The 20160-nt window shown below is 73.3% G+C and carries 22 protein-coding genes; 11 read left to right on the forward strand and 11 right to left on the reverse strand.

Annotated features, from left to right (window positions below; translation table 11 throughout):
* Positions 1-21: 21 nt before the first annotated feature.
* The 3 genes from ACFV4F_RS04130 to ACFV4F_RS04140 form a co-directional block, all read right to left on the reverse strand.
* Positions 22-840: an alpha/beta fold hydrolase gene (locus ACFV4F_RS04130; protein WP_380500352.1), complete on the reverse strand. Its 819-nt coding sequence runs from the start codon at positions 838-840 to the stop codon at positions 22-24.
* 233 nt (positions 841-1073) lie between these two features.
* Positions 1074-1733, reverse strand: a complete 660-nt coding sequence (locus ACFV4F_RS04135) for a 2'-5' RNA ligase family protein (RefSeq protein WP_380500353.1) — start codon at positions 1731-1733, stop codon at positions 1074-1076.
* Between the two features lie 167 nt (positions 1734-1900).
* Positions 1901-4120, reverse strand: a complete 2220-nt coding sequence (locus ACFV4F_RS04140) for a hypothetical protein (RefSeq protein WP_380500354.1) — start codon at positions 4118-4120, stop codon at positions 1901-1903.
* A 190-nt stretch (positions 4121-4310) separates the two neighbouring features.
* Here ACFV4F_RS04140 and ACFV4F_RS04145 point away from each other — a divergent pair, with 190 nt between their 5' ends.
* From ACFV4F_RS04145 to ACFV4F_RS04160, 4 genes are all read left to right on the forward strand, one after another.
* Positions 4311-4736 (forward strand): hypothetical protein, encoded by a 426-nt coding sequence (locus tag ACFV4F_RS04145; RefSeq protein ID WP_380500355.1) that lies wholly within the window; start codon positions 4311-4313, stop codon positions 4734-4736.
* Between the two features lie 106 nt (positions 4737-4842).
* Positions 4843-6222 (forward strand): pyridoxal-phosphate dependent enzyme, encoded by a 1380-nt coding sequence (locus ACFV4F_RS04150; RefSeq protein WP_380500356.1) that lies wholly within the window; start codon positions 4843-4845, stop codon positions 6220-6222.
* Between the two features lie 248 nt (positions 6223-6470).
* Positions 6471-7682, forward strand: a complete 1212-nt coding sequence (locus ACFV4F_RS04155; protein ID WP_380500357.1) for a serine hydrolase domain-containing protein — start codon at positions 6471-6473, stop codon at positions 7680-7682.
* 156 nt (positions 7683-7838) lie between these two features.
* On the forward strand, positions 7839-8483 hold the full coding sequence (locus ACFV4F_RS04160; protein ID WP_380500358.1) for a hypothetical protein: 645 nt from the start codon (positions 7839-7841) through the stop codon (positions 8481-8483).
* Between the two features lie 37 nt (positions 8484-8520).
* Here the strand turns inward: ACFV4F_RS04160 and ACFV4F_RS04165 are convergent, their stop codons facing one another.
* On the reverse strand, positions 8521-9369 hold the full coding sequence (locus ACFV4F_RS04165) for an alpha/beta fold hydrolase (RefSeq protein ID WP_380446101.1): 849 nt from the start codon (positions 9367-9369) through the stop codon (positions 8521-8523).
* 242 nt (positions 9370-9611) lie between these two features.
* Between ACFV4F_RS04165 and ACFV4F_RS04170 the strand changes: the two genes are divergently transcribed.
* Positions 9612-10022: a hypothetical protein gene (locus ACFV4F_RS04170; RefSeq protein ID WP_380446114.1), complete on the forward strand. Its 411-nt coding sequence runs from the start codon at positions 9612-9614 to the stop codon at positions 10020-10022.
* Between the two features lie 126 nt (positions 10023-10148).
* Here the strand turns inward: ACFV4F_RS04170 and ACFV4F_RS04175 are convergent, their stop codons facing one another.
* On the reverse strand, positions 10149-10988 hold the full coding sequence (locus tag ACFV4F_RS04175; protein ID WP_380500359.1) for an SDR family oxidoreductase: 840 nt from the start codon (positions 10986-10988) through the stop codon (positions 10149-10151).
* A 129-nt stretch (positions 10989-11117) separates the two neighbouring features.
* Between ACFV4F_RS04175 and ACFV4F_RS04180 the strand changes: the two genes are divergently transcribed.
* The 3 genes from ACFV4F_RS04180 to ACFV4F_RS04190 all read left to right on the forward strand — a co-directional run bounded on the left by ACFV4F_RS04180 (position 11118) and on the right by ACFV4F_RS04190 (position 12871).
* Entirely contained in the window at positions 11118-11477 is a 360-nt protein-coding gene (locus ACFV4F_RS04180) for a winged helix-turn-helix transcriptional regulator (RefSeq protein WP_380446103.1), read from the forward strand.
* A gap of 151 nt (positions 11478-11628) precedes the next feature.
* Positions 11629-12267 carry an ATP-dependent Clp protease proteolytic subunit gene (locus ACFV4F_RS04185; protein ID WP_380446104.1) on the forward strand — a complete coding sequence of 213 codons (639 nt, stop codon included), beginning with the start codon at positions 11629-11631 and terminating at the stop codon, positions 12265-12267.
* A 1-nt stretch (position 12268) separates the two neighbouring features.
* Positions 12269-12871: a ClpP family protease gene (locus ACFV4F_RS04190; protein WP_380446105.1), complete on the forward strand. Its 603-nt coding sequence runs from the start codon at positions 12269-12271 to the stop codon at positions 12869-12871.
* A gap of 68 nt (positions 12872-12939) precedes the next feature.
* On the opposite strand, the gene ACFV4F_RS04195 is transcribed toward ACFV4F_RS04190, so the two are convergent.
* Positions 12940-13353 (reverse strand): helix-turn-helix domain-containing protein, encoded by a 414-nt coding sequence (locus ACFV4F_RS04195; RefSeq protein ID WP_380500360.1) that lies wholly within the window; start codon positions 13351-13353, stop codon positions 12940-12942.
* Positions 13354-13542: 189 nt separating this feature from the next.
* Between ACFV4F_RS04195 and ACFV4F_RS04200 the strand changes: the two genes are divergently transcribed.
* A complete protein-coding gene (locus ACFV4F_RS04200) occupies positions 13543-14217 on the forward strand; it encodes a lysophospholipid acyltransferase family protein (protein ID WP_380500361.1) in 675 nt (224 codons plus the stop codon).
* Positions 14218-14267: 50 nt separating this feature from the next.
* Here ACFV4F_RS04200 and ACFV4F_RS04205 read toward each other — a convergent pair whose 3' ends face one another.
* The 4 genes from ACFV4F_RS04205 to ACFV4F_RS04220 all read right to left on the reverse strand — a co-directional run bounded on the left by ACFV4F_RS04205 (position 14268) and on the right by ACFV4F_RS04220 (position 18726).
* Positions 14268-15026: an alpha/beta fold hydrolase gene (locus ACFV4F_RS04205; RefSeq protein ID WP_380500362.1), complete on the reverse strand. Its 759-nt coding sequence runs from the start codon at positions 15024-15026 to the stop codon at positions 14268-14270.
* 223 nt (positions 15027-15249) lie between these two features.
* Positions 15250-16812 (reverse strand): AMP-binding protein, encoded by a 1563-nt coding sequence (locus ACFV4F_RS04210; RefSeq protein WP_380500363.1) that lies wholly within the window; start codon positions 16810-16812, stop codon positions 15250-15252.
* A gap of 109 nt (positions 16813-16921) precedes the next feature.
* Positions 16922-17590 carry a hypothetical protein gene (locus tag ACFV4F_RS04215; protein ID WP_380500364.1) on the reverse strand — a complete coding sequence of 223 codons (669 nt, stop codon included), beginning with the start codon at positions 17588-17590 and terminating at the stop codon, positions 16922-16924.
* Positions 17591-17673: 83 nt separating this feature from the next.
* A complete protein-coding gene (locus ACFV4F_RS04220) occupies positions 17674-18726 on the reverse strand; it encodes a BTAD domain-containing putative transcriptional regulator (RefSeq protein WP_380500365.1) in 1053 nt (350 codons plus the stop codon).
* Positions 18727-19002: 276 nt separating this feature from the next.
* Here ACFV4F_RS04220 and ACFV4F_RS04225 point away from each other — a divergent pair, with 276 nt between their 5' ends.
* A complete protein-coding gene (locus ACFV4F_RS04225) occupies positions 19003-19158 on the forward strand; it encodes a hypothetical protein (RefSeq protein WP_380446112.1) in 156 nt (51 codons plus the stop codon).
* A gap of 33 nt (positions 19159-19191) precedes the next feature.
* On the opposite strand, the gene ACFV4F_RS04230 is transcribed toward ACFV4F_RS04225, so the two are convergent.
* Positions 19192-19590, reverse strand: a complete 399-nt coding sequence (locus ACFV4F_RS04230; RefSeq protein ID WP_380500366.1) for a VOC family protein — start codon at positions 19588-19590, stop codon at positions 19192-19194.
* A gap of 154 nt (positions 19591-19744) precedes the next feature.
* On the opposite strand from ACFV4F_RS04230, the gene ACFV4F_RS04235 reads away from it, so the two are divergent.
* Positions 19745-20071: a winged helix-turn-helix transcriptional regulator gene (locus tag ACFV4F_RS04235; protein ID WP_380500393.1), complete on the forward strand. Its 327-nt coding sequence runs from the start codon at positions 19745-19747 to the stop codon at positions 20069-20071.
* The last annotated feature ends 89 nt before the right edge of the window (positions 20072-20160 follow it).

Genomic DNA, 20160 nt, shown 5'->3' on the forward strand with positions numbered 1-20160 from the left:
GGTCACGGTCCACGGGGCCGGTCATCGGTCGATCGTCCCCGCGGCGACCTGTTCGAGGAACTCGTGCAGTGCCCGGCACAGGGTCTCGGGCTGTTCCAGGTGGACGTCGTGGCCCGCTGCGGGGACGCTCATGGCCACCGTCTCGGGGCGGCGTTGGAGCATGGCCTCCGTCTCGTCCCGGGGGATGATGCCCGATTGGCCCAGGACGACCAGTGTCGGGCAGGTGATGCCCGTCCACTCGTCCCAGAAGGCGCGCCGGGCGTTCTCCGCCAGCGCTTCGACCGTCACGTCCCGGTCGAAGCGCGGCCACCAGCCGCCGTCCCGTTCCTCCAGCCCGTCCGCCCAGGCCTCGCCGACCGCGCCGCCCCCGAAGAACTCGACCGCCGCGCGGTGTGACGGGAAGGGCCTCGGCCACGCCTCCAGCGCCGCGCCGATCTCGGCGGGGACGTCCGGGCTCGGGCCGCCGGCTCCCGCCTCGACGAGGACGAGGCCGCCCGGGAGGTCGGGGTGCGCGGCGGCGGTGAGCATGGCGGTGTGGCCGCCCAGCGACTGCCCCACCAGGACCGGGCGGTGCAGGTCGAGCTGTTCGACGACAGCGGCGACGTCGGCGACGTACGCGGCGCGGGAGACGTCTCCGGGGCGGCGCGTGCTGGCGCCGTGGCCGCGCTGGTCCACGGCGACGACCCGGTGGCGGGGGCTCAGGCTCCGGGCGATGGTGTCCCATTCGCCCGCGTGGCCGGCCAGTCCGTGCAGCAGGAGCACCGGGGCTCCGGAACCGCTCCAGTCGCGGCAGGAGATGCGGACGCCATCGCGTACCACGGTGTGCTCGGTCCAGGTCATGCCGGGTTCTCCAGGAGGCGGGTGCGGTTGGTGAGTTGGCGGCGCGACCCGCCCCAGGAGGCGCGGGTCGCCTTGCCGTCGAGCCAGAGGGTATACAAGCAGTTCACGGCTGCTCGCCGGCCAGTTCGCCTGGGCTCGTCCTGGCCACCTCCACGGACCGCGCCATGTTCTCCGGCCACGATGACCTCCAGCCCCCGGCCGGACTCGAACGGCCGGCCGACGAGGCGGACGGGTCAGGCGGTCGAGCGACGGTCGGGGAACGCCACGGTCCCGACCGTCTCCCAGGACAGTTCCCAGGCCGTCTCGCCCTGCGGGCGGGGACGCTGCTCGAAGAGGACGTCGAGCAGGTGGAGCCCGGTGAAGCGGACGGGGACGTGGCTCGGGGAGATCCGGCGGAGTGCGGTCTGCAGGGCGTCCGAGGAGGCCTCGGCCCAGGCGTAGCCGAGGGAGATGTGGGGCCTGCCGCCGTTGTGGAGCAGGGCGCCGGGGCCGCGCACCTCCCGGATGGCGTCGCGGACGCGCTCGCGCAGGTCGACGAGGCCGTCGTCGGGGGACACATCCAGGAAGGCGCCGGCCCGGTTGGCGATCGGGGAGCCGACGACGACCTCCAGCGGACCGGCCGTGGCCAGGTGCTCGTGCAGGGTGGCGAGGAGATCGTCGCGCTCGTCCGCGGTGATCTTGTCGGCCGTGGTGTCGGCGACCATCTCGACGGTGCAGTGCAGCGTGCCGTCGACGAGCGGGGTGATCGGGAACGGGCGCATCGCCTCGTGGCACTCGGCCACCAGGCGGGCCAGCGGGGGGTGGGCCGCCTGGTCGGGGACGGCGTAGACGTGCAGGACGCGCGCGCCGTCGGGCCAGGGAGCGCCCTGGAACTTCGGGACGAACTTCTCCATGGTCTCTTCTCCCTAGGCTCGGGGGACTTCAGCTCGGGGGACTTCAGCATCCCGGAAACGGACGGCCGTGTCCTCGCCGTCCGGGAATCCGGGAATCCGGGGCTCGTGCGCTCGCCTTCACCGTCACATCGTCACATCGTCACCGCGGAGCCGCCGCCGGCCGGCGATCAGTCCGGCTGCTCCGCGAGCAGGGCCCGGCAGTCGGCGCGGAAGCGGTCGTCGGCGTCGGTGTCGTACCGCGTCCCGCGGCTGTGGTCGCCGTTGTTGTCGACGCGGCGGGGGTCGGCGAGTTCGGCGTGCAGCAGTTCCGGGAAGCCGTCCGGGAGGTCGCGCTCGGCCTGCTCGCGCCGCAGTGCCGCCGCGATGAGCGGGCGGACGGGGCGACTGCGCGTCCACAGGGTGCGCAGCAGGCCGTCGTCGGGCCGGGCATGGGATTCCGCAGGTCCGGTGGCCCGGGCGGCGAGGAGGAGGCGGACGAGGGTTCGGTCGTGCTCCTCGATGGCGAGTTCGGCGGCGAGGGCGGTACGGATGCGGTCCTCGAGCGGGGCGGCGTCCGGGCCCATCACGGCGGCCAGTTCGAGGGCGTGGAAGCGCGGGAACCAGTCGTCGGTGTCCGCGATCAGGGCGTCGAGCACGGGCAGGATCTCGGCGGGGTCCTGTCCGGCGTGCCACAGCGCGCGGGCGGCGTCGACCCGGGTGACGGGGTACGGGTCGCCGAGCAGTTCGCGCAGGACGGGCAGGGCGTCCTCGGCGTCGAGGCCGAGGCCCTCGGGGTCGGACAGGACCGTGCGGAGGCCGTGGTGCAGCGAGCCGGTGGTGTCCCGGGTGAGGTCGAGGCACGCGGCAAGCACCGGGCCGATCACCACGTGCGCCCGCGGGTGGCCGGTGGCGGCCATGGCGGCGAGGAGCCGGCCGACTTCGGCCAGGGCGGTGTCGTCGATGACGCCGTCCACCTCGCAGCGCTCGGTCGCGGGGTGCGCCCGGGAGAGCAGTGCGGAGAGCATCTCGTGGGCGTGCGGGCGAAGTTGGCGGCAGTAGAGCGCCAGGTCCTCGGGGACGGAGCGGCCGGCGAGCAGCGGCGCGAGGAGGCCGACGGCCCGTTCGTCGCCCGCGGCGGCGAGGAGTTGGATGCACTGGCCGGGCAGGTAGCGCTCCCAGCCCCAGCCGGTGCGGTACCGGCCGTCGTCGGCGATCGTGGCGGCGGTGTCGAGCAGGTCGGGAGAGAGCGGGAACCGGCCGAGGCGCAGCTCCTGGGCCGCTGCTGCGGCGAGTTGCGGGTCGGAGCCGCGGAGGAGCCGGCCCAGCGCTTCGGCGGTCCGTGCGGCGTCCGCGTCGGGGACGCGCCATCCGCTGTGCAGGTCGCCCGCCCGGTCGACGGCGGCCTGCGGGCTGTGCGGGTCTCCGTGGCGCAGTGTGTGGAGCACGAGCCGGTGACGTTCCGCCACCCGGTCGCCGAGGGCGTCGATGAGGTCGTCGAGTGCTTCGGCGACGAGTTCGTCGGTGTCCTCGGTGAAGGACGCGGTCTGCAGGGTGCGCAGGTGCGAGAGGAGGGTGCCGGTTTCGGGGCGGGGCTCGCCGGGTGATGCGGTGGGGTGCTGCCGGGCGCGGTCCAGGGCGGCCGTCGCCCGGTCCGCGAGGCCCTCGGGCAGGTGCTGCGGGGTGTGGCGGGCGAGGGCGGCGAGCGCGGCCAGTTCCGTCGCCGGGTCCTGGCCGGGCTCGGCGAGCCCGGCCAGCGCCCGCGTGGCCCGCAGTTGCTGCGGCGGGTCGTCGCTCAGCCGCCCGGCCAGGGTGCTCAGGGCGATGACGTGGGCGTGGCGGACCGTCGGATCGTGCTCCTCGGCGGCGGCCGGCGTGGTGATGAGGTCCAGGACGGTTGCGGGTCGGGTGTGGCGGCCTGCCAGGAGGACGGCGGCTGCCGCGCGCACGTCCGGTTCGGCGTCGGCCAGCAGTGCGGTCAGGCCGGGCAGCCGCTGTTCCAGCGCTTCGCGCGCCAGCAGGCCGTACGCGAGCTCCAGGTCGTCGCCCCAACAGCCGGTCTCCTGCGCCCTGGTGACGACGGCCTGCGGGTCGGGGAGGTGATCGGCCAGTTCGGCGCGCCGGGCGGCGCTCTCGCCGATGCTGTCGAGCAGGGTGAGCAGGGAGCCTCGGTCGGCGACGGCCGGAGCGGCGGCGAGCGCACAGAGGAACGGCAGGCAGGCGAGGGTGGAGTCGTACACGTCGCCCTGGTGGTGGACCCCTCCGTACAGGGCGTCCAGCGCGTGGTCGCGCTCGGCCGGATCCGGTGATGTGAGGTCGCGCAGCAGGCCGGGGACGTCGGTGGCGGGTCCGTAGGCGTGGTTCAACGCGGCCCAGTCGATGTCGTCGAGCCCGTCGAGCGGGTCGTGCATGTCTCCCCCGAGGTGGTGCGATGGCCGGTCCTTGCGCTGGCCAGTCTCACGGATCGCTCGGACACCTGGTCGGGCGGGGTCGCGCGAGGGTCGTCCGCCCGTGAGGGGGTGGGTCTTCGCGGGGTGGACGGCGGTGCTATTTTGAACGCGTTCAAGCACCTTGAACGCGTTCAAAGCATCCTGGGGGTGGATGATGATGCGATCCTTCGCGCAGCACTACGCCGAGCCTCGGCCGTGGGGGCTCGCCGCCTGTGCCGGTGCCTCGTGGCTGGTCTACGCCGTCACGTACGCGACGGGTCACGCAGGAGCCGACGGGGAGACGCTCACCCGGTGGTGCCTGGCCGGCTTCAGCACCCTGATTCCCCTGGCGGTGCCCGGGCGCTGGGGTTTTCGCGTGGCCTGTCTCGTCGTCGGTTGGCTGCAGTTCGGCCTGGAGCTCGTGGTCTCGCTGCCGTGGCTGATGATGCCGCTGCCCATCCTCGTGGGCTTCTTCCCGTCCGGCTTCGTGCTGCTCCTCGCGGGCCGGAAGAACGGCGGCCCGATCGGCAAGGCGATCGGCGTCCTGCTGAGCGTGGTCCCCATCGTGCTCTTCTTCACCGTCTGGGGAGACATGTGACCGACCTCGCCCCGGACCCGTCTACCGGGGCGCAGGCGTGGGCAGGCTCGGACATGTCTGCACACGTTGACCCGGTTGCACGTTGACCCGGATGAAGGAGCGCCCGATGACCGCAGTGCACGAGTCCGTCCTCGACGCGATCGGCGGGACGCCGCTGTTCCGCCTCGCGCGGCTGGGGGCCGGGATCGCCGCGCCGATCTACGCCAAGGCCGAGTTCCTCAACATCGGCGGGAGCGTCAAGGACCGTGCCGCGCTGTCGATGATCCTGGCCGCCGAGCGGGACGGGCTCCTGGCGCCCGGCGGGACGATCATCGAGGCGACGTCCGGCAACACCGGCATCGGGCTCGCCATCGTGGGCCGCCGGCGGGGGTACCGGGTGATCGCCGGGGTGTCGGACAAGTCGGCGCCCGAGAAGGCGGACATCCTGCGGGCGTACGGGGCCGAGGTGGTGCTCGCGACGACCTCCGTGCCGCAGGAGGACCCGCGGCACCTGTTCAACGTGGTCCGGCGGCTCACCGAGGAGATCCCCGGTGCCTGGCTCGCCAACCAGTACGACAACCTGGCCAATCCGGACGCCCATGTGCGGACCACCGGCCCCGAGATCTGGGAGCAGACCGGGGGCCGGGTCACCCACTTCGTCGCGGGCGTGGGCACCGGAGGCACCGTCACCGGCACCGGCGGGTACCTCAAGCAGGCCTCCGGCGGTGCGGTGACGGTCGTCGGCGCGGATCCCGAGTCCTCGTCGTACGGGGGCGGCGACGGCAGCCCGTGGTTCGTCGAGAGCATCGGCCACTTCCTCCACCCCGAGACGGTCGAGGACCGCTGGCCGCAGGCCTACCGCTCGGAGGTGATCGACCGGTTCGAGCGCGTCCCGGACCGCGAGTCGCTGCTGACGGCCCGCCGGCTCGCGCGCGAGGAGGGCATCCTGGCCGGCCCCTCGTCCGGGACGGCGGTGGCGGCGGCGCTGCGGGTGGCGCGCGGGCTGGGACCGGACGACCTGGTCGTGGTGCTGCTGCCGGACTCCGGCCGGTCCTACCTGTCCAAGGTCCACAACGACGGGTGGATGCGGCGCCTGGGCTTCCTGGAGGAGCCGGGGGAGGGCGAGCTGCGGGCGGCCCTGGAGGGGGCCGGCCCGCTGGTGACGGTCGGCGCGGACGCGACCGTCGGCGAGGCGCTGGAGGCCCTGCGGGCCGTGCCGGGCGGGGTCGCCCCGGCGGTGCTGCCGCGGGCGGCGCGGCCGTACGGGGTGGCCGAGGCGGAGGTGCTCGGCTCGGTGTCCTGGGAGGTGCTCCGGGCGGCCCTCGCGGACGGCGGCGCCAAGCCCGACGGCCCGGTGCGCCCGCTGCTCGGGCCGGCCCTGCCGACGGTCGGGGTCGGGCAGCCGGCCGCCGAGGCGCGGGCCGCGCTGGCGGGCGGGCACGCGGCGGTGGTGGTGCTGGTGGACGGGAAGGCGGCCGGGGTACTGACGAAGGCGGCGCTCGCCTGACGGTCACCGTCGGCACCGCGTGGACGGCGAACGGAAGGATGCGGCCGCCGATGCCCGTGCTCTCCACGCACGTTCGTCGGACCGAGCGGGTTGCCGTCGTTCTTCATGGTGCGCGCCTCCAGCTCCGTCACCTGACCTGGGGGGCTAACCCCCGCAACTATTCGGGTGGTAGCCGGTTGGGCAAGGGGTTGGCCGGCGCGGCACGCTGGGCGTGAACGGGGAACGGGCAGCACGAACAGGGGATGTCGATGAGGGCACGTACGGGGACGGCGGCGCTGTGGGCGGGCGTGTGCGCGGTGGCGGTCACGGGGCTTCTCCCGGCTACGGCCGTCGCGGAGCCGGTGCGGGTGCCGGGGAGAGGGCCGCTGTTGGTGTCGGTGTCGGGGGAGACGGCGCCGCCGGCCGGCCTCGCCGAGGGCGTCGAGCAGGCGGTCGCGGACGGGTTCCCGGGGGTCCTGGCCTACGCCAGGGACGGGGAGCGGGAGTCGCGGGTGGCGGCCGGGGTCGCGGACCTCGCGACCGGTGAGCGGGCCTGGCCGGACCAGCGGTTCAGGATCGCCAGCAACACCAAGTCGTTCGTGTCGACGGTGCTGCTGCAACTGGAAGGGGAGGGAAGGCTGTCCCTGGACGACAGCGTGGAGAAGTGGCTGCCCGGAGTGGTCGACGGGAACGGCAACGACGGCTCGGCCATCACCGTCCGCCACCTGCTCAACCACACCGCGGGCATCTACGACCCCACCACCGAGCCCGAGTTCTTCGCCCCCTACCTGGAGGGCCACGACCGGGACTACGTCTACACCCCGCGCGAGGTGATCGCCCGCGCCGTCCGGCACGAGCCGCTGTTCGCGCCCGGATCCGGCTGGTCGTACTCCAACACGAACTACCTGGTCGCCGGTCTGGTCATCGAAGCGGTCACGCACCACAGCGCCTCCGCCGAGATCCACCGGCGGATCCTCGCCCCGCTCGGCCTCGACGACACCGCCTTCCCGCTGACCGATCCGGCCATCCACGGCCCCCATCTGCACGGTTACGACTTCAAGCACGAGGACGTGACGCGCTTCAGCCCGTCCTACGACTGGACCGCCGGCGCCATGATCTCCACCGTCAACGACCTGGCCCACTTCCACCGGGCCCTGTTCACCGGCGAGCTGCTGCGCCCCGCCCAGCAGCGCGAACTCCTCACGACGGTGCAGTTCCCGCACGCACCGGCGTACGGACTCGGCGTGCAGCACATGGACGTGTCGTGCGGTGCGGCTCCGGGCACCCGGACGATCGGCGCCTGGGAGACCGACGGCGGCGGGCCCGGTTTCACCAGCGTCTCGCTCACCACCACCGACGGTGAGCGGCAGCTGGTCCTCGTCGGCAACCTCTACGACCTCGGCGCCGACCTGAAGGGCGAGCCGCCCGTCCCGCTGAGCAAGGGGATGATGCAGGCGCAAACGGCAGCGCTGTGCGGCTGACGCGCGCGGCGCCGTGCACGACGGGGGAGAGGCCGGCCCGGGCCGGCCGAGAAGGCAAGCCGACGTGCGACACCCGTCAGGCGATCCGGTTCACCGCGAACTGCCCGGCGCACCGGCGTCGGCCGCTGTCGGTCGTGACCGCTACTGTCTGCGGTCATGGGACTTTCGATCACCGTGGGACTCCTGGATGACCAGGCGAGGAACGACGCCGAGGGACTGGCGCACTTCCGACGCGCGTTCGCGCGCCTGAGCGCGGCGCTCGCGGAGAGCGGCGTCGACTGGCACGAGCCGGAGATCGCGGATCCGCCCGCCGCGCCCGCCGTCTCCGCCCACTTCCCGTACAGCTACCTGTACCACCTGCGTCGCGTCTTCGTGCTCGCCGGGCGCGGCGAGCCGCTCACTCCCGCGCTGGAGACCGACGCCGAGCAGTACGAGCGCGACGGCCGGAAGATCCAGGACGAGACGTCCATGTTCGCCTCCCATCTGCTCTGCCACGCCGACAATTCGGGCTACTACATACCCGTGGACTTCGACGATCCGCTCTTCCTCCCGGAAGAATCGGACGTCGCCGGTTATGGCATGGTCGGCTCCAGCCAGCGCCTGCTGGCCGAACTGGCGAGCCTCGCACCGTCACTCGGCATCCACCTCGACGCCGACGGCACGCTCCCCGCGGCGGAGGACTCCAGCCTCGCGGACCTTGAGCCGGGGTCCCCCTTCGAAACGGAGAAGATCGCCTGGCACCAGCTGTACCGCGCCTGCCGGGCCAGCATCGCCGACGGCAAGGCCATCGTGTTCCTCTGAGCCCGGCTGGCGTGGCCGGTCGGGACCGCGGCTCCGGTCAGCCCGCGAGGTGCTCCAGGAGGAGGGGCATGATGCGGTCGGCGTCGGCTTCCGGGAGCCAGTGGGTGGCGCCCTCCAGGGGGACGAAGCGGTAGGGGGCGCTCACGTGCTTGGCCGTCAGTTCGGCGGCGTCGCGACCCAGGGCCATGTCCTCGGTGCCCCAGACGAAGAGCGTGCGGACGGTGATCTCCCCGGCGGGCACCCGGAGTTCGTCGTTGATCGCGCGGTACCAGTTGAGGCCGGCGGTCAGTGCGCCCGGCTCGGTGAGGCGACGGACGTTGGACTCGATGAGCTCCTCCGTCAGTGCGCCCCGGTAGAGGGTGTGCAGGCGGGCCGCGCCGTCGGCGAGCATCCCCTGCTCGGCGACGTTGCCCGGCTGGCGGAAGAGCTTGACGTACTGCGAGCGCTCGCGCTGGTCGCTGCCGTTGTTCATGGCCTCGAAGAGCGCCTCGGGGTGCGGCGTCGCGAGGACGGTCAGGCTGTGGAGCCGCTCCGGGTGGGCGGAGGCCAGCGCCCAGGCGACGAGGCCGCCCCAGTCGTGGGCGACCAGGTGGAAGCGCGGCGAGCCCAGTGCGTCGGCGAAGCCGAGGGCGTCCGCGACGAGGTGCTCGACGGCGTAGTCGGCGATGTCCTCGGGGCGGGCGTCGGGGGAGTAGCCGCGCTGGTCGACGGCGACCGCGCGGTAGCCGGCGGCGGCCAGTGCCGTCAGTTCGGCGGTCCAGCAGTCGGCGAACTCGGGGAAACCGTGCAGCAGCAGGACGAGTTCACCGTCGGCGGGCCCGGCGGCGAGCGCGTCGAAGGTGTGCGGGCCGACGGTCAGCCGGGTGGGAGTGGGCGTGGTGGTCATGAGACGAGCTCCTGTCGGTCGTACGTCAACAGGACGATCACACCACAGGGTTGACGGGGTGATGACAGGGGGTCGGTCGGACGAGGGCGGGCCGGGGTAGTCGCAGGCTGTTACAAGGCAGTGACGTTTCGACCACAACCGACCGGCGCGGTGCGGCGTCCGTATACATGACAGGGCCCGAATCGCACCGGACACCGCGGTCGGGCCGGCACCCACCTCCCCTCGAAAGAGGTGTACCCGTGATCGTCTCCAAGCGGAACTCCATGCGCCTGGCCGCCGTGACCGCCGTCAGCGTGCTCTCCATCGGCCTGGCGGGCACCGCCATCGCCGCTACCCCGTCCGCCCCGGCGGCGCAGCCCGTCGCCGCCGCGGCCGCCGCCCAGGCCGGGATCACCGCCAAGCCGTCGGTGACGTCCGTCCGTGCCTGGGAGCTGTTCCGGGTCAACGGCACGACCACCGGCCTCAAGCCGGGCACCAAGGTGACCCTGCAGCAGAAGCAGCACGGCAAGTGGGTCACCCTGCCGGCGTCCGTGAACACCAACCGCAACGGCGCCTACTCGCTCGGCGTGAAGCTCGGCATCAAGGGCCTGAACGAGCTGCGCATCGTCAGCGGGAACACCGCGTCGCCCGTGTTCACCGTGACCGTGCGCTGACGTGCGGCCACGGTCGCGGTCGTCGTCAACTGCCGGGGTGGCAGCTGACGCCTGACCAGGCGGCGGCGGAGTGAGGACGGCCGGCCCCCACGCTCGTCGAGGTGGGGGCCGGCCGTCGGCCTGTGATCAGCGGAACGCGGCGACGTTGCGTGCGGCCCAGTCGGCGAACGGGCGCGGCGCGCGGCCGAGGACGCGCTGGACGTCGGGGCTGATCCGCAGTTCGGCCGGGTTCGGGGAGCCGAGGATGTCCAGGGTGTCGTCAGCGAGTTCCACCGGCATGGCCCGGGACATCGCCGACCTGGCCTCCTCGCGCGTGAGCTCGGCGAACCGGACGGGCGAGCCCAGCGCGGCGGCGATGGCCTCTGTCTGCCCGCGGGGCGTGATGAGCTCCGGGCCGGTCAACTCGTAGACGCCGCCGGTGTGCCCGTCCTCCACCAGGCAGGCCGCCGCGACCTCGGCGATGTCGGCCGGGTCGACGATCGGCACGCCGACGTCGCCGAAGGGGGCGGCGACGACGCGCTGCGTACGGACGGACTCGGCCCACCAGAGGGCGTTCGAGGCGAAGCCGCCCGGCCGGAGGATCGTCCACTCCGTTCCGGACTCGCGCAGGGCGTCCTCCACGCCGCGTATCGCGATCCGCGTCGGGCCGAACGGCCTGGTCGCCACACCCTGCGAGGACAGCAGGACGATGCGCCGGACCCCGCGAGCCGCGGCCCGGCCGATGATGTCGTCGGGGTCGGCGCTGGCGGCGTGCATGTCGCCGGACAGCAGGAGGAACAGTGCCTTCGCCCCCGTCAGGACGGGCTCAAGGCCGGCGGGCCCGGTGAGGTCGGCCGCGACATGGCGGACTCCGTCCGGTACCGGCGCAGTGCGTCGCGACACCGCCGTCACCTGGTGGCCCGCGGTCGCGAGCGCCTGCACCAGCGGTCGGCCCACGTTTCCGGTGGCCCCGGTCACCACGATCATGATCAGCTCCTTGCTCGACAGCTCGACAGCTCGATGGCTCGATTTCCTGAGGTGGCCTTCATGGTAGGAGTCGGAGCTAATCTTTCGTAAGGACATACCTTGAGGTAAGCTCATAACATGGTGGGAGGAATGCAGTTCAGGCAGGCCGAGGCCGGCAAGCGGTATGAGGTGTTTCACACCGACTGCCCCGCGCGCGACGTGGTCGACCACGTGACCAGCAGGTGGGGCGTCTGGGTGCTGATCTCGCTGGGGAGCAACGCGCTGCGCTTCTACGAGCTGCGCGAGAGCATCCACGGGATCAGCGAGAAGATGCTCGCCCAGACCCTGCGCGTCCTGGTCCAGGACGGCCTGGTCTGGCGCGAGGTCGAACCGACGTCACCGCCTCAGGTCACCTACGGGCTGACCGAGTTCGGCCGGGAGGTCGCCGAGCCACTGGCCGACCTGTTCGACCGGATCACCCGCCGCCTGCCCCCGCGCGACGCCGGGTAGCCCACGCAGCGGCCATCGGCGGGCGCCTGCCGCGCACCGCCGGCTGGGCTCTGCCCGTGGCGAATCTGCGGCGGGCAGAGAAATCGCATCCGAGGGTCTTCGGCGGTCGAGAGTGATGGGGACAGCATCCCCGGCTCTTCGAGGAGACCTGATGACTCCACTCGGCACCCTCCTGCCCCGCGCGGAGGAGGGAGACACCCCGCCCAGCCGGTTCGACGACCACCTCGCGGCTCAACTGCTCGCCCAGCGGATCGTCCTGCTGGGCACGCAGGTCGACGACGTGTCGGCCAACCGGGTCTGTGCGCAGTTGCTGCTGCTCTCGGCGGAGGACCCGCGCACCGACATCTGCCTGTACATCAACAGCCCGGGCGGGTCGGTCACCGCGGGGCTCGCCATCTTCGACACCATGCGGCTCATCCCGAACGACGTCTCGACGCTGGCGATGGGCTTCGCCGCCAGCATGGGGCAGTTCCTGCTCAGCGTCGGCGCGGCCGGCAAGCGGTTCGCGCTGCCGAACGCGCGGATCATGATGCACCAGCCGTCGGCGGGCATCGGGGGCTCCACCGCGGACATCGAGATCCAGGCGGAGAACCTCCTGTTCACCAAGAAGGCCATCGAGCGGATCACCGCCGAGCACACCGGGCAGAGCGAGGAGACGATCGCGCGCGACGGCGACCGCGACCGCTGGTTCACGGCCGAACAGGCCAGGGAGTACGGGATCGTGGACCGGGTGGTGGAGTCGCTCGCCGACATCCGCCCGGCCTCGTCGCGCCGACGGATGGGGCTGTGACATGGGGTCGTACACGGTTCCGTACGTGATCGAGCGCACCGCGCAGGGCGAGCGGTCCTACGACGTCTTCAGCCGGCTGCTGAACGAGCGGATCATCTTCCTCGGCACCGAGATCGACGACGGCGTCGCCAACGTGGTCATCGCCCAGCTCCTGCACCTGGAGTCGGAGAACCCGGAGCGCGAGATCTCGATCTACCTCAACTCGCCCGGCGGATCGTTCACTTCGCTGATGGCGATCTACGACACGATGACGTTCGTCCAGGCGCCGATCTCCACGTTCTGCGTGGGCCAGGCGGCGTCGACGGCGGCGGTGCTGCTGGCCGGCGGGGATCCCGGGCGGCGGTTCGTGCTCCAGCACGCGCGGGTGCTGCTGGGCCAGCCGGCCAGCGGCGGGCGGCAGGGGACGGTCTCGGACCTCAGCCTCGCGGCCAAGGAGATGGTCCGCATCCGCTCGCAGGTGGAGGAGGTCCTGTCCCGGCACACGCACCACGACGTGGCGACGCTGCGCGCGGACATGGACCGGGAGAAGGTGCTCACCGCCGAGGAGGCCGTCGCGTACGGGATCGCCGACGAGGTGCTGAGCCGGCGGCTCGCGTTCGCCTGAGCCGCTTGACCGCTGACGGCACGGGCACGGCGGCCGGTACCACAGGGGTGTACCGGCCGCCGGCCCGGTCAGGCGACGAGGCAGAGGCCGTCGTACCGCGACTGCGCCGTGGGCGACTTCCGGCCGAGCCGACTGGTCCGGGCGTGCCGGGCGAGGTCCTCCTGGGCGAGCGAGAGCAGGTCGCCGAGGCCGAGGCCGAGGGCCCGGGCGGCGGCCGCGAGGACCTCGGAGGAGGCCTCCTTGCGTCCGCGCTCCAGCTCCGACAGGTACGGCATCGAGATCCGGGCCTCGTCGGCGACGTCCTTCAGCGTGCGTTCCTGCGCCAGCCGTTCGCGCCGCAGCACGTCGCCGACGAGGTCGCGCCACAGCGGTTCCTTCGGCTCGGACGGCTGCGGGGCACCGGCCGCCCGGCCGGAACCGGCCGGCGCGGTCTTCGGGCGCAGGGGGATGACGCGGGCTTCGTTCGGCGCATGAGTGCTCACCCCTCCAGCCTATGGATCCCGGGCTCCGGGGGAAGGGCGCGGCGTTCTGCCCTGGGTGAAGCCGAGTTGGGGTGTCGCGGACGGGCGACCCCACGCCGGGTTGAGTACGGCTACTCAGGCGGCCGGCGGCGGTGCTCCGCGAGGATGGCGGCACCAGCCCGCGCGTCGAAGGCCAGAAGAGGAACGTCCATGCTCAGCCGGATCGCCAGCACGCTGCTCCCCGTCCTCGGCCGTCTGTCCGTCACCTCCGAACTGGCGGGCCCGGTCGCCCCGGGCAGCATCGTCGTGGCCAACCACAGCTCCCTCGCGGACCCGGGCGTGGTGCTGGCCGCGCTGCGCCGCCTCGGCACCGAGCCGGTGGTGATGGCGACCGCCGGGCTGTGGCGGATCCCGGTGCTCGGCGGGGTGCTGCGGGCCGGCGGGCACATCCCGGTCCACCGGGGGACGGCCCGGGCGGCCTCGGCCCTCGACTCGGCCGCGGCCGCGCTGGCGGCCGGCCGCGTCGTGCTGATCTACGGCGAGGGCTGCCTTCCCGAGCGCCGGGACTCCGGTGACGCCGAGCCGGGCGCCTTCCGCACCGGCCTGGCCCGGCTGGCCGCGGCGAGCGGCGCCCCGGTGGTGCCGCTCGGCCAGTGCGGTGCGCGCCGCCTGAGTTCGGGCAGCGCCACCAAGCAGATCGCCGGCTTCGCCACCGCCCCGCTGCGGCGTCCGGCCGTGCACGTCCACGTGGGCGCGCCGCTCCACCTGGAGGGCGACATCGCGGAGGCGACGGCCGCCGCCCACCGCGCGGTCACGGCGGCCTGGCGGACGGCGGAGCAGGAGCGTCGGGGGCTCACCCGCCTCCCCGGAGCATTCGAGCGCTAGGAGGATTCCGTCGCGCCGAGGCCTCCACAGGGGGATCGGCGCCGTCACCGCTACCGCGATCCGGCGGTGTCCGCGAGGAAATCGACGAGCATCCGCGTCACCTCGTGCGGCCGTTCCAGGTTCGGCAGGTGGCCGGCCCAGGGCAGTTCGAGGTGGCGGGCGCCCGGGAGCCGGACGGGCAGGGCGGCCGCGATCTCGCGGAAGTCCGGCAGGTCGTGCGCGCCGGAGACGGCCAGCGTGGGGGCGGTGATCCGGGTGAGGTCGACCTCCTCGCAATCCGGTCCGCCGGTGGCCTCGGCCTGCACCTCGAAGGCGTGCCGCTGCATCCGCCGGACGCTCTCGCGGGCTTCCTCGTCCGCGTCCGGCCCCAGCCACGTCGAGACGTTCAGTTCGACGGCCGCCGCCACGTCACCGGCCTCGATCAGCTCGTCCTCGCGCGCACCGAAGGCGCGCAGCGTCGCACTGGGCACGTGGCCGGGCATGCCCGCCCCCAGCAGGGCGAGTGCGGACACGGCGTGCGGGCGCAGCGCGGCCACCGTCAGCGCGACCCGTCCGCCGTGGGAGGCGCCGATCAGCGCGGCGGACTCGATGCCGAGGTGTTCGAGCAGGGCGAGGACGTCTCCGGCGTCGCTGTACGGGCGGTCCGCCAGCGGGGAGTCGCCGAACCCCCGGAAGTCGCACCGCACCACCCGGTAGCCCGCGTCGGCCAGCGGCTGCCACTGGGCGTCCCACATCCGGCGGTCGCACACCGAGGAGTGCAGCAGGAGGACGGCGGGTCCGGTCCCGGCCACGTCATGAGAGATGATCATGTGCCGGATGGTAGTGCTGCGCCCGGTGTTCTCCAACCGGGTATCCGCCCTGACGGGCCGTGGTGGGGGTGGCAGCCCTCAGCGCCGCCACCCCCGTTGGCTTCTCGGCACCCGGGCGGTGGTTCATTGAGCCAAACCCCACCATGGGCTGAAAGCGGGTGTGGATCCGTGCGGGGTTCGGTGGGGTTTCGGTGAGCGCCCCGCCGTCCGGGCGAACGCGGGTTCAGTCCGCGAGGGCCTCGCGGAGCCGCTTCTTGTCCGGCTTGCCGACGGCCGTCAGCGGGATCGCGTCCACCAGGTGCAGGGCCTCGGGCGCGTAGATGCGGCCCTTGTTCGCGGTGACGAAGGCGCGGACGTCCTCCAGCTGCGGCCGCTGCCCCGGCGCGGGGACGACGGCGACGTGGACGTGTTCGGCCTCCTGGGCGTCGCGCACGCCGTAGACGGCGCACTGGGCGATGGCCGGGTGGGTGAGGAGGAGGTCCTCGACCTCGGTGGGGTAGACGTGGCCGCCGACCACGATGATCAGGTCCTTGAGGCGGTCGGAGAGGTAGAGGTAGCCGTCGGCGTCGAAGTAGCCGACGTCGCCGGTGTCGAGCCAGCCGTCGTGCAGCACCTGCTCGGTGAGGTCGGGCCGCTTCAGGTACCCGGCCATCAGGGTGGCGGAGCGCACGTGGACCTCGCCCGGTTCGCCGGCCGGCAGGTCGGTGCCGTCGGCGGACCGGATCGCCACCTCCACGTCGGGGAAGGGCCGGCCGACCGGCAGCGGGCCGTCGTCGCCGAACCGCGCGTACTCGTCCGGGGTGAGCACGGCGATCTTCTGCGCCTCCGACATGCCGTAGAGGCTGACCAGGATGGGCCCGAACACCTTGACGGCCTCGCGGATCCTGGTCGGGGAGGAGGGGCAGCCGCCGTACGTGATGCGGTGGAGCCCGGCCAGGCCGGTGCGGCCGATGGCCGGGTGGTCGAGCAGCCGGTAGAGCAGCGGCGGCAGGAGCCACAGGTCGGTGACGCGTTCGCGCTCGATGGCGGCGAGCACCGCGCCGGGGTCGAAGGAGCGCTGGAGGACGACCGAGCCGCCGGCGTGGAGCGTCACGTCGGCGAGCACCCCCGCGAGGTGGGCGAGCGAGGTGGCGACGAGGAGGCGGGGCGGCTCGTCGTGCGGACGGCCGTCGAACGGGGTGTCGAGGATGCTGCGGTAGGCGCCGTGGAGGCTGACGATGCCCTTGGGGATGCCGGTGGTGCCGCCGGTGTGGCGGATCCCGATGTCGTCGCCGGGGCCGACGGGGACGGCCGGGTCCTCGGCGGGCCGGCCGGCGGAGGCGGCGATCACGTCCTCGGCGGGCCCGCCCGGCCCCAGCGCGAGGACCGCCGTGACGTCGACCAGGGGCAGCAACTCGGCCGCGTCCGCGTACCGTTCGGCGTCCACGAGCAGGACGGTGGTGTCCGCGCCGGCCACGATCTCGGCCAGGACCGGGGCGCTCATCCCGTCGTACAGGTTCACCACGCGCGCGCCGGCCAGGCCCGCGGCGTAGCGGGCGCTGAGCGCCTCGGCGGTGTTGCCGGTGAGGAGGGTGACGGTCGCGCCGCGGCGGACGCCCCGGGCGACGAGCTCGTGGGCCAGGCGGTAGGTGGCGGCGGCGAAGTCGCCCGCGGTGACCTCGACGCGGTCGGCGGTGGTGATGGCGCGCCGGTCCGGGTCGGTGGACAGGGCCCGCAGGATCAGGGCGGGTGCGCTGATGAACTCCGGGTCGCCCATGGCTACTTCTTCCTTGTAGTTTGCAACCATGTCGTCAGGCTAACCCCACTCCCCGCCGTGCACCGCCGAGTTCCGGCCATGTCCGGCGGGAGTGTCATCCGTGGACGCAGGACGCAGGACGCAGGACACCGGTCCGGTGTCAGTCCACGTCCGGGTAGTAGCCCCGCTGGTACTCCGACAGCTGGGAGACGGCCAGCTCACCCCCGCCACGGCAGATCGGGCAGACCTTCCTCCCGGAGCACTCCCTGCAGCGGGTCCGCCCATGGGGTTCGCTGGGCCTCCACCCGCGACCGCCGCAGCCGTAGCACCACCCGAGGCCCTCGCACTCGTAGCAGAGGACATAACCGGGTGTGACGGTCTCCGCTGTCCGCACCGGCTCCGGCCGCTGGAACGGCTTCGGCGCGCGGAGTGCCAGTGCCGGCGTCCGCCCGCTGAACATCACGGCGGAGGTGTGGTCGCCGGTCCCGACCCGGATGACGTTGCCGTCACGGTGGGCGAGGACCATGGTGGCGCGCTTCCCGTCCTGCTGCTCCTCCGACGTCGTGACGTCCCAACCGGCCGCGTCGAGGAGGACGGCCGCACGGGAGGCGATCTCGGCGGCGGTGACGGTCGCGGGACGTTCCCCGCGGAACAGGGCCGAAAAGTGGTGGCGGAGCGGCTGGTGCCAGTCGGCGAGCAACGGATCGTCGAGGAACAGCAGGTGGAGATCCGCGCCGGGCGTCAGGTCGGTGATCAGCGCGACCATCTGCTCGCGCAGGGACCGGCCCAGCCGGTTCAGTTCCTCACGTGCTTGCGGTATCTCGCTCACGACAGCCCCCCCTGGCGTTCGACCCTATCAAGATCCGGAGACCGGCCCGGTTCCGTGCTCCCTGGAGACGGACGCGGGCCCGGTCAGGAGCTCCGGCCCCGGCGGAGCAGCGTCTGCCGGGTGCGGCGCAGCAACTCGCCGGGGAGCACCCCCAGTTCCTCGCCCAGCCGGTGGCGGGTGCGGTCGAAGACGGCCAGGGCTTCGGCCTGCCGGCCGCCCTGGTGCAGGGCGCGCATCAGGAGTGCGACGACCTGCTCGTTGAGCGGGTGCGCCGTGGCCAGGGCGGACAGCTCGGCGGTCGCCTCGGCGGTCCGGCCCAGCTGAAGCTGCCACTCCGCCTTCCGCTGGGCCAGGGTGATCCGGTGTTCGGTCAGCCGTAGCCGTTCGAGTTCGGCGAACCGTCCGGGGAGGCCGGCCAGGGGCTCGCCGTAGAAGAGGTCCAGCGCCTGGGAGCAGGCGCGGACGGCCTCGGCCAGGTCACCGGCGCGCTCGGCCGTCGTCGCTGCGGCGGCCAGCTCCTCGGCGCGGGTCACGTCGACCTCGACCGCACGGCGGTTGAGCCGGTAGCCGGCCTGCTCCCGTTCGATCACCGGGTCCGTGCCGCCCCCGGGCCCGGTGCGCAGGATCTTGCGCAGCCGGTAGATGTAGACCGGCACGACGTTCCCGATCGGCGGCTCCATCCCCCAGATCCGGTCCAGCAGTTCGTGCGTGCCCACCGCCCGGTCCGGCCGCAGGGCCAGTGCGGCGAGGACGGCTTGCTGGCGAGCCGGCCCGAGGCCGACGGGTCGCCCGTCCCGCCAGGCCCGCGGCGGACCGAGGAGGGAGATCCGCAGGCCCGCGTCGGGCGTACGGTCCGCCGGCCGGCGAGCGCCGGTCCGTGACGGGGTGTCCGCTGCCCGCCGGCGCGGGCCGTGGCCGGGCGTCACCAGTCCGCAGTCGAAGGCGTGGACGATGGCGGCGGCCCGGTCGCGCAGCCGGAGCGTGGCCAGGATCCGGCCGAGGTGGCCGGCCACGGCGCGTTCCGGAATGGCGAGCGAGGCGGCGATCTCGGCGTCCGTCAGGCCGCAGCCGATGGCGTACAGCACGTCGCGCTGGCGGGGGTCGAGGGCGGCGACGGCGGGCGGGCTCGGCGGCATGGCTGCTCCGTGGTTCTGGTTCTCCGGCCGGGGCGGACGGCTCCGGGGCTTCTGCTGAGGCCTCGATGCTGGTCCGGGCGGCGGCCGGGGGACAGGACGGGGGAGCGGCCATATCTGGCCGGTCGTGCATACGGCGTCTCACCTGCGGAAACGTGACCGGGGCAGGGCCCGCGGCCGCTTTCACGGTGATTTCATCGCCGCTTCCTAACGTCGGGCCATCGGTGTTCACGGCGGCGCGATCCTCTGCGCCGGCCACTTTCGGGAAGCGGAGTCGTTGTGTCCGAGTTGCTGCACAAGCTGGTCGCCGCGGCGATCGCGGGCGGACTGATCGGTCTGGCGGGCTGGCTGGGCGCGAGGCGGCGCCAGCGCCAGGCGGCCAGGGCGGCGGAGACCGCGCAGGCCGCGGGCCGGAACGATCGCGGGACGACCTGAGCGGGGACGACCTGAGCCGGGCGGGCCGCCGGCTCAGTCCGAGCCCGGTCGGCCCGCCCGGCCCAGGATCCGGGTGATCAGTTCGGGCTTCCACTGGACGTACTCGACCTCCGCGCCGTCGGCGTGCCGGGCGTACAGGTAGGAGCCGGTCAGGCTCCGCTCCGGGCCGTGGGTGAGCGTCGCACCACGGGCGGTCAGCAGCGCCTCCACGGCGGTCAGGTCCGAGACGACCACGGTCGTGGAGGCCCGGGGGAGTCGCGCCGTCGCCTCGGGGCTGCCCGCGATCACCAGGAAGTCGCCGATCGCCGCGATCTCCACCTCCCCGAACGCGAAACGCAGGTGGGCGGGTTCCTCCACCAGCTCCACCAGCACGGCGAGCGCGGCGTCCATGTCGTCGCTCCACACCCGGCCGTAGGTCTTCAGGATGGTCATGGTCCGCCCCCTCAACTGATCGTTCCGGTCACTCGGGAACAGTAGGAGAGTTAGGGTCGACCTGGAAGAACGCACTTTCGGGTGACAGGGGAACCTTCAGGTGACCGTGGAGAGGACCTCTCCGGAGGTGACGGCCGAGGTCCGTGCGATCGCCATGTCGGTGTTCGCGCGGATCGCCGACAAGTGGGCACTGCTGATCATCGAGGCCCTCGGGGAGCGGACGCTGCGCTTCGGCGAGCTGAAGGCCGCGGTCGACGGGATCAGCCACAAGATGCTCGGCCAGACGCTGCGCAACCTCGAACGCGACGGCATCGTCGAGCGCACTCCGTACGCCACCGTGCCACCGCGGGTCGACTACGCCCTCACCCCGGCCGGCCGCGAACTCCAGGAGACGGTGCACGGCATCTGCCACTGGACCCGCCGGCACGCCGGCCACGTCGAGGCGTCCCGGCGCCGCTTCGACGACCCGGACGGCGACTGAGTTCGTCCCCGTCCGCCCCGGACGGGGGGGCGGCCGCCGGGGGGGGGGGGGGGGGGTCGCGGGGGGGGGGGGCGGGGGCAGCGCGCCGC

Source organism: Kitasatospora sp. NPDC059722 (assembly GCF_042733235.1).
Classification (GTDB): domain Bacteria; phylum Actinomycetota; class Actinomycetes; order Streptomycetales; family Streptomycetaceae; genus Kitasatospora.

What these genes read in the sequence shown, in the direction of transcription:
- ACFV4F_RS04130 (WP_380500352.1), bottom strand. Translation starts at nt 840, where the DNA reads ATGACCTGGACCGAGCACACCGTGGTACGCGATGGCGTCCGCATCTCC.
- ACFV4F_RS04135 (WP_380500353.1), bottom strand. Translation starts at nt 1,733, where the DNA reads ATGGAGAAGTTCGTCCCGAAGTTCCAGGGCGCTCCCTGGCCCGACGGC.
- ACFV4F_RS04140 (WP_380500354.1), bottom strand. Translation starts at nt 4,120, where the DNA reads ATGCACGACCCGCTCGACGGGCTCGACGACATCGACTGGGCCGCGTTG.
- ACFV4F_RS04145 (WP_380500355.1), top strand. Translation starts at nt 4,311, where the DNA reads ATGATGATGCGATCCTTCGCGCAGCACTACGCCGAGCCTCGGCCGTGG.
- ACFV4F_RS04150 (WP_380500356.1), top strand. Translation starts at nt 4,843, where the DNA reads ATGACCGCAGTGCACGAGTCCGTCCTCGACGCGATCGGCGGGACGCCG.
- ACFV4F_RS04155 (WP_380500357.1), top strand. Translation starts at nt 6,471, where the DNA reads ATGAGGGCACGTACGGGGACGGCGGCGCTGTGGGCGGGCGTGTGCGCG.
- ACFV4F_RS04160 (WP_380500358.1), top strand. Translation starts at nt 7,839, where the DNA reads ATGGGACTTTCGATCACCGTGGGACTCCTGGATGACCAGGCGAGGAAC.
- ACFV4F_RS04165 (WP_380446101.1), bottom strand. Translation starts at nt 9,369, where the DNA reads ATGACCACCACGCCCACTCCCACCCGGCTGACCGTCGGCCCGCACACC.
- ACFV4F_RS04175 (WP_380500359.1), bottom strand. Translation starts at nt 10,988, where the DNA reads ATGATCGTGGTGACCGGGGCCACCGGAAACGTGGGCCGACCGCTGGTG.
- ACFV4F_RS04180 (WP_380446103.1), top strand. Translation starts at nt 11,118, where the DNA reads ATGCAGTTCAGGCAGGCCGAGGCCGGCAAGCGGTATGAGGTGTTTCAC.
- ACFV4F_RS04185 (WP_380446104.1), top strand. Translation starts at nt 11,629, where the DNA reads ATGACTCCACTCGGCACCCTCCTGCCCCGCGCGGAGGAGGGAGACACC.
- ACFV4F_RS04190 (WP_380446105.1), top strand. Translation starts at nt 12,269, where the DNA reads ATGGGGTCGTACACGGTTCCGTACGTGATCGAGCGCACCGCGCAGGGC.
- ACFV4F_RS04200 (WP_380500361.1), top strand. Translation starts at nt 13,543, where the DNA reads ATGCTCAGCCGGATCGCCAGCACGCTGCTCCCCGTCCTCGGCCGTCTG.
- ACFV4F_RS04205 (WP_380500362.1), bottom strand. Translation starts at nt 15,026, where the DNA reads ATGATCATCTCTCATGACGTGGCCGGGACCGGACCCGCCGTCCTCCTG.
- ACFV4F_RS04210 (WP_380500363.1), bottom strand. Translation starts at nt 16,812, where the DNA reads ATGGTTGCAAACTACAAGGAAGAAGTAGCCATGGGCGACCCGGAGTTC.
- ACFV4F_RS04220 (WP_380500365.1), bottom strand. Translation starts at nt 18,726, where the DNA reads ATGCCGCCGAGCCCGCCCGCCGTCGCCGCCCTCGACCCCCGCCAGCGC.
- ACFV4F_RS04230 (WP_380500366.1), bottom strand. Translation starts at nt 19,590, where the DNA reads ATGACCATCCTGAAGACCTACGGCCGGGTGTGGAGCGACGACATGGAC.
- ACFV4F_RS04235 (WP_380500393.1), top strand. Translation starts at nt 19,745, where the DNA reads ATGTCGGTGTTCGCGCGGATCGCCGACAAGTGGGCACTGCTGATCATC.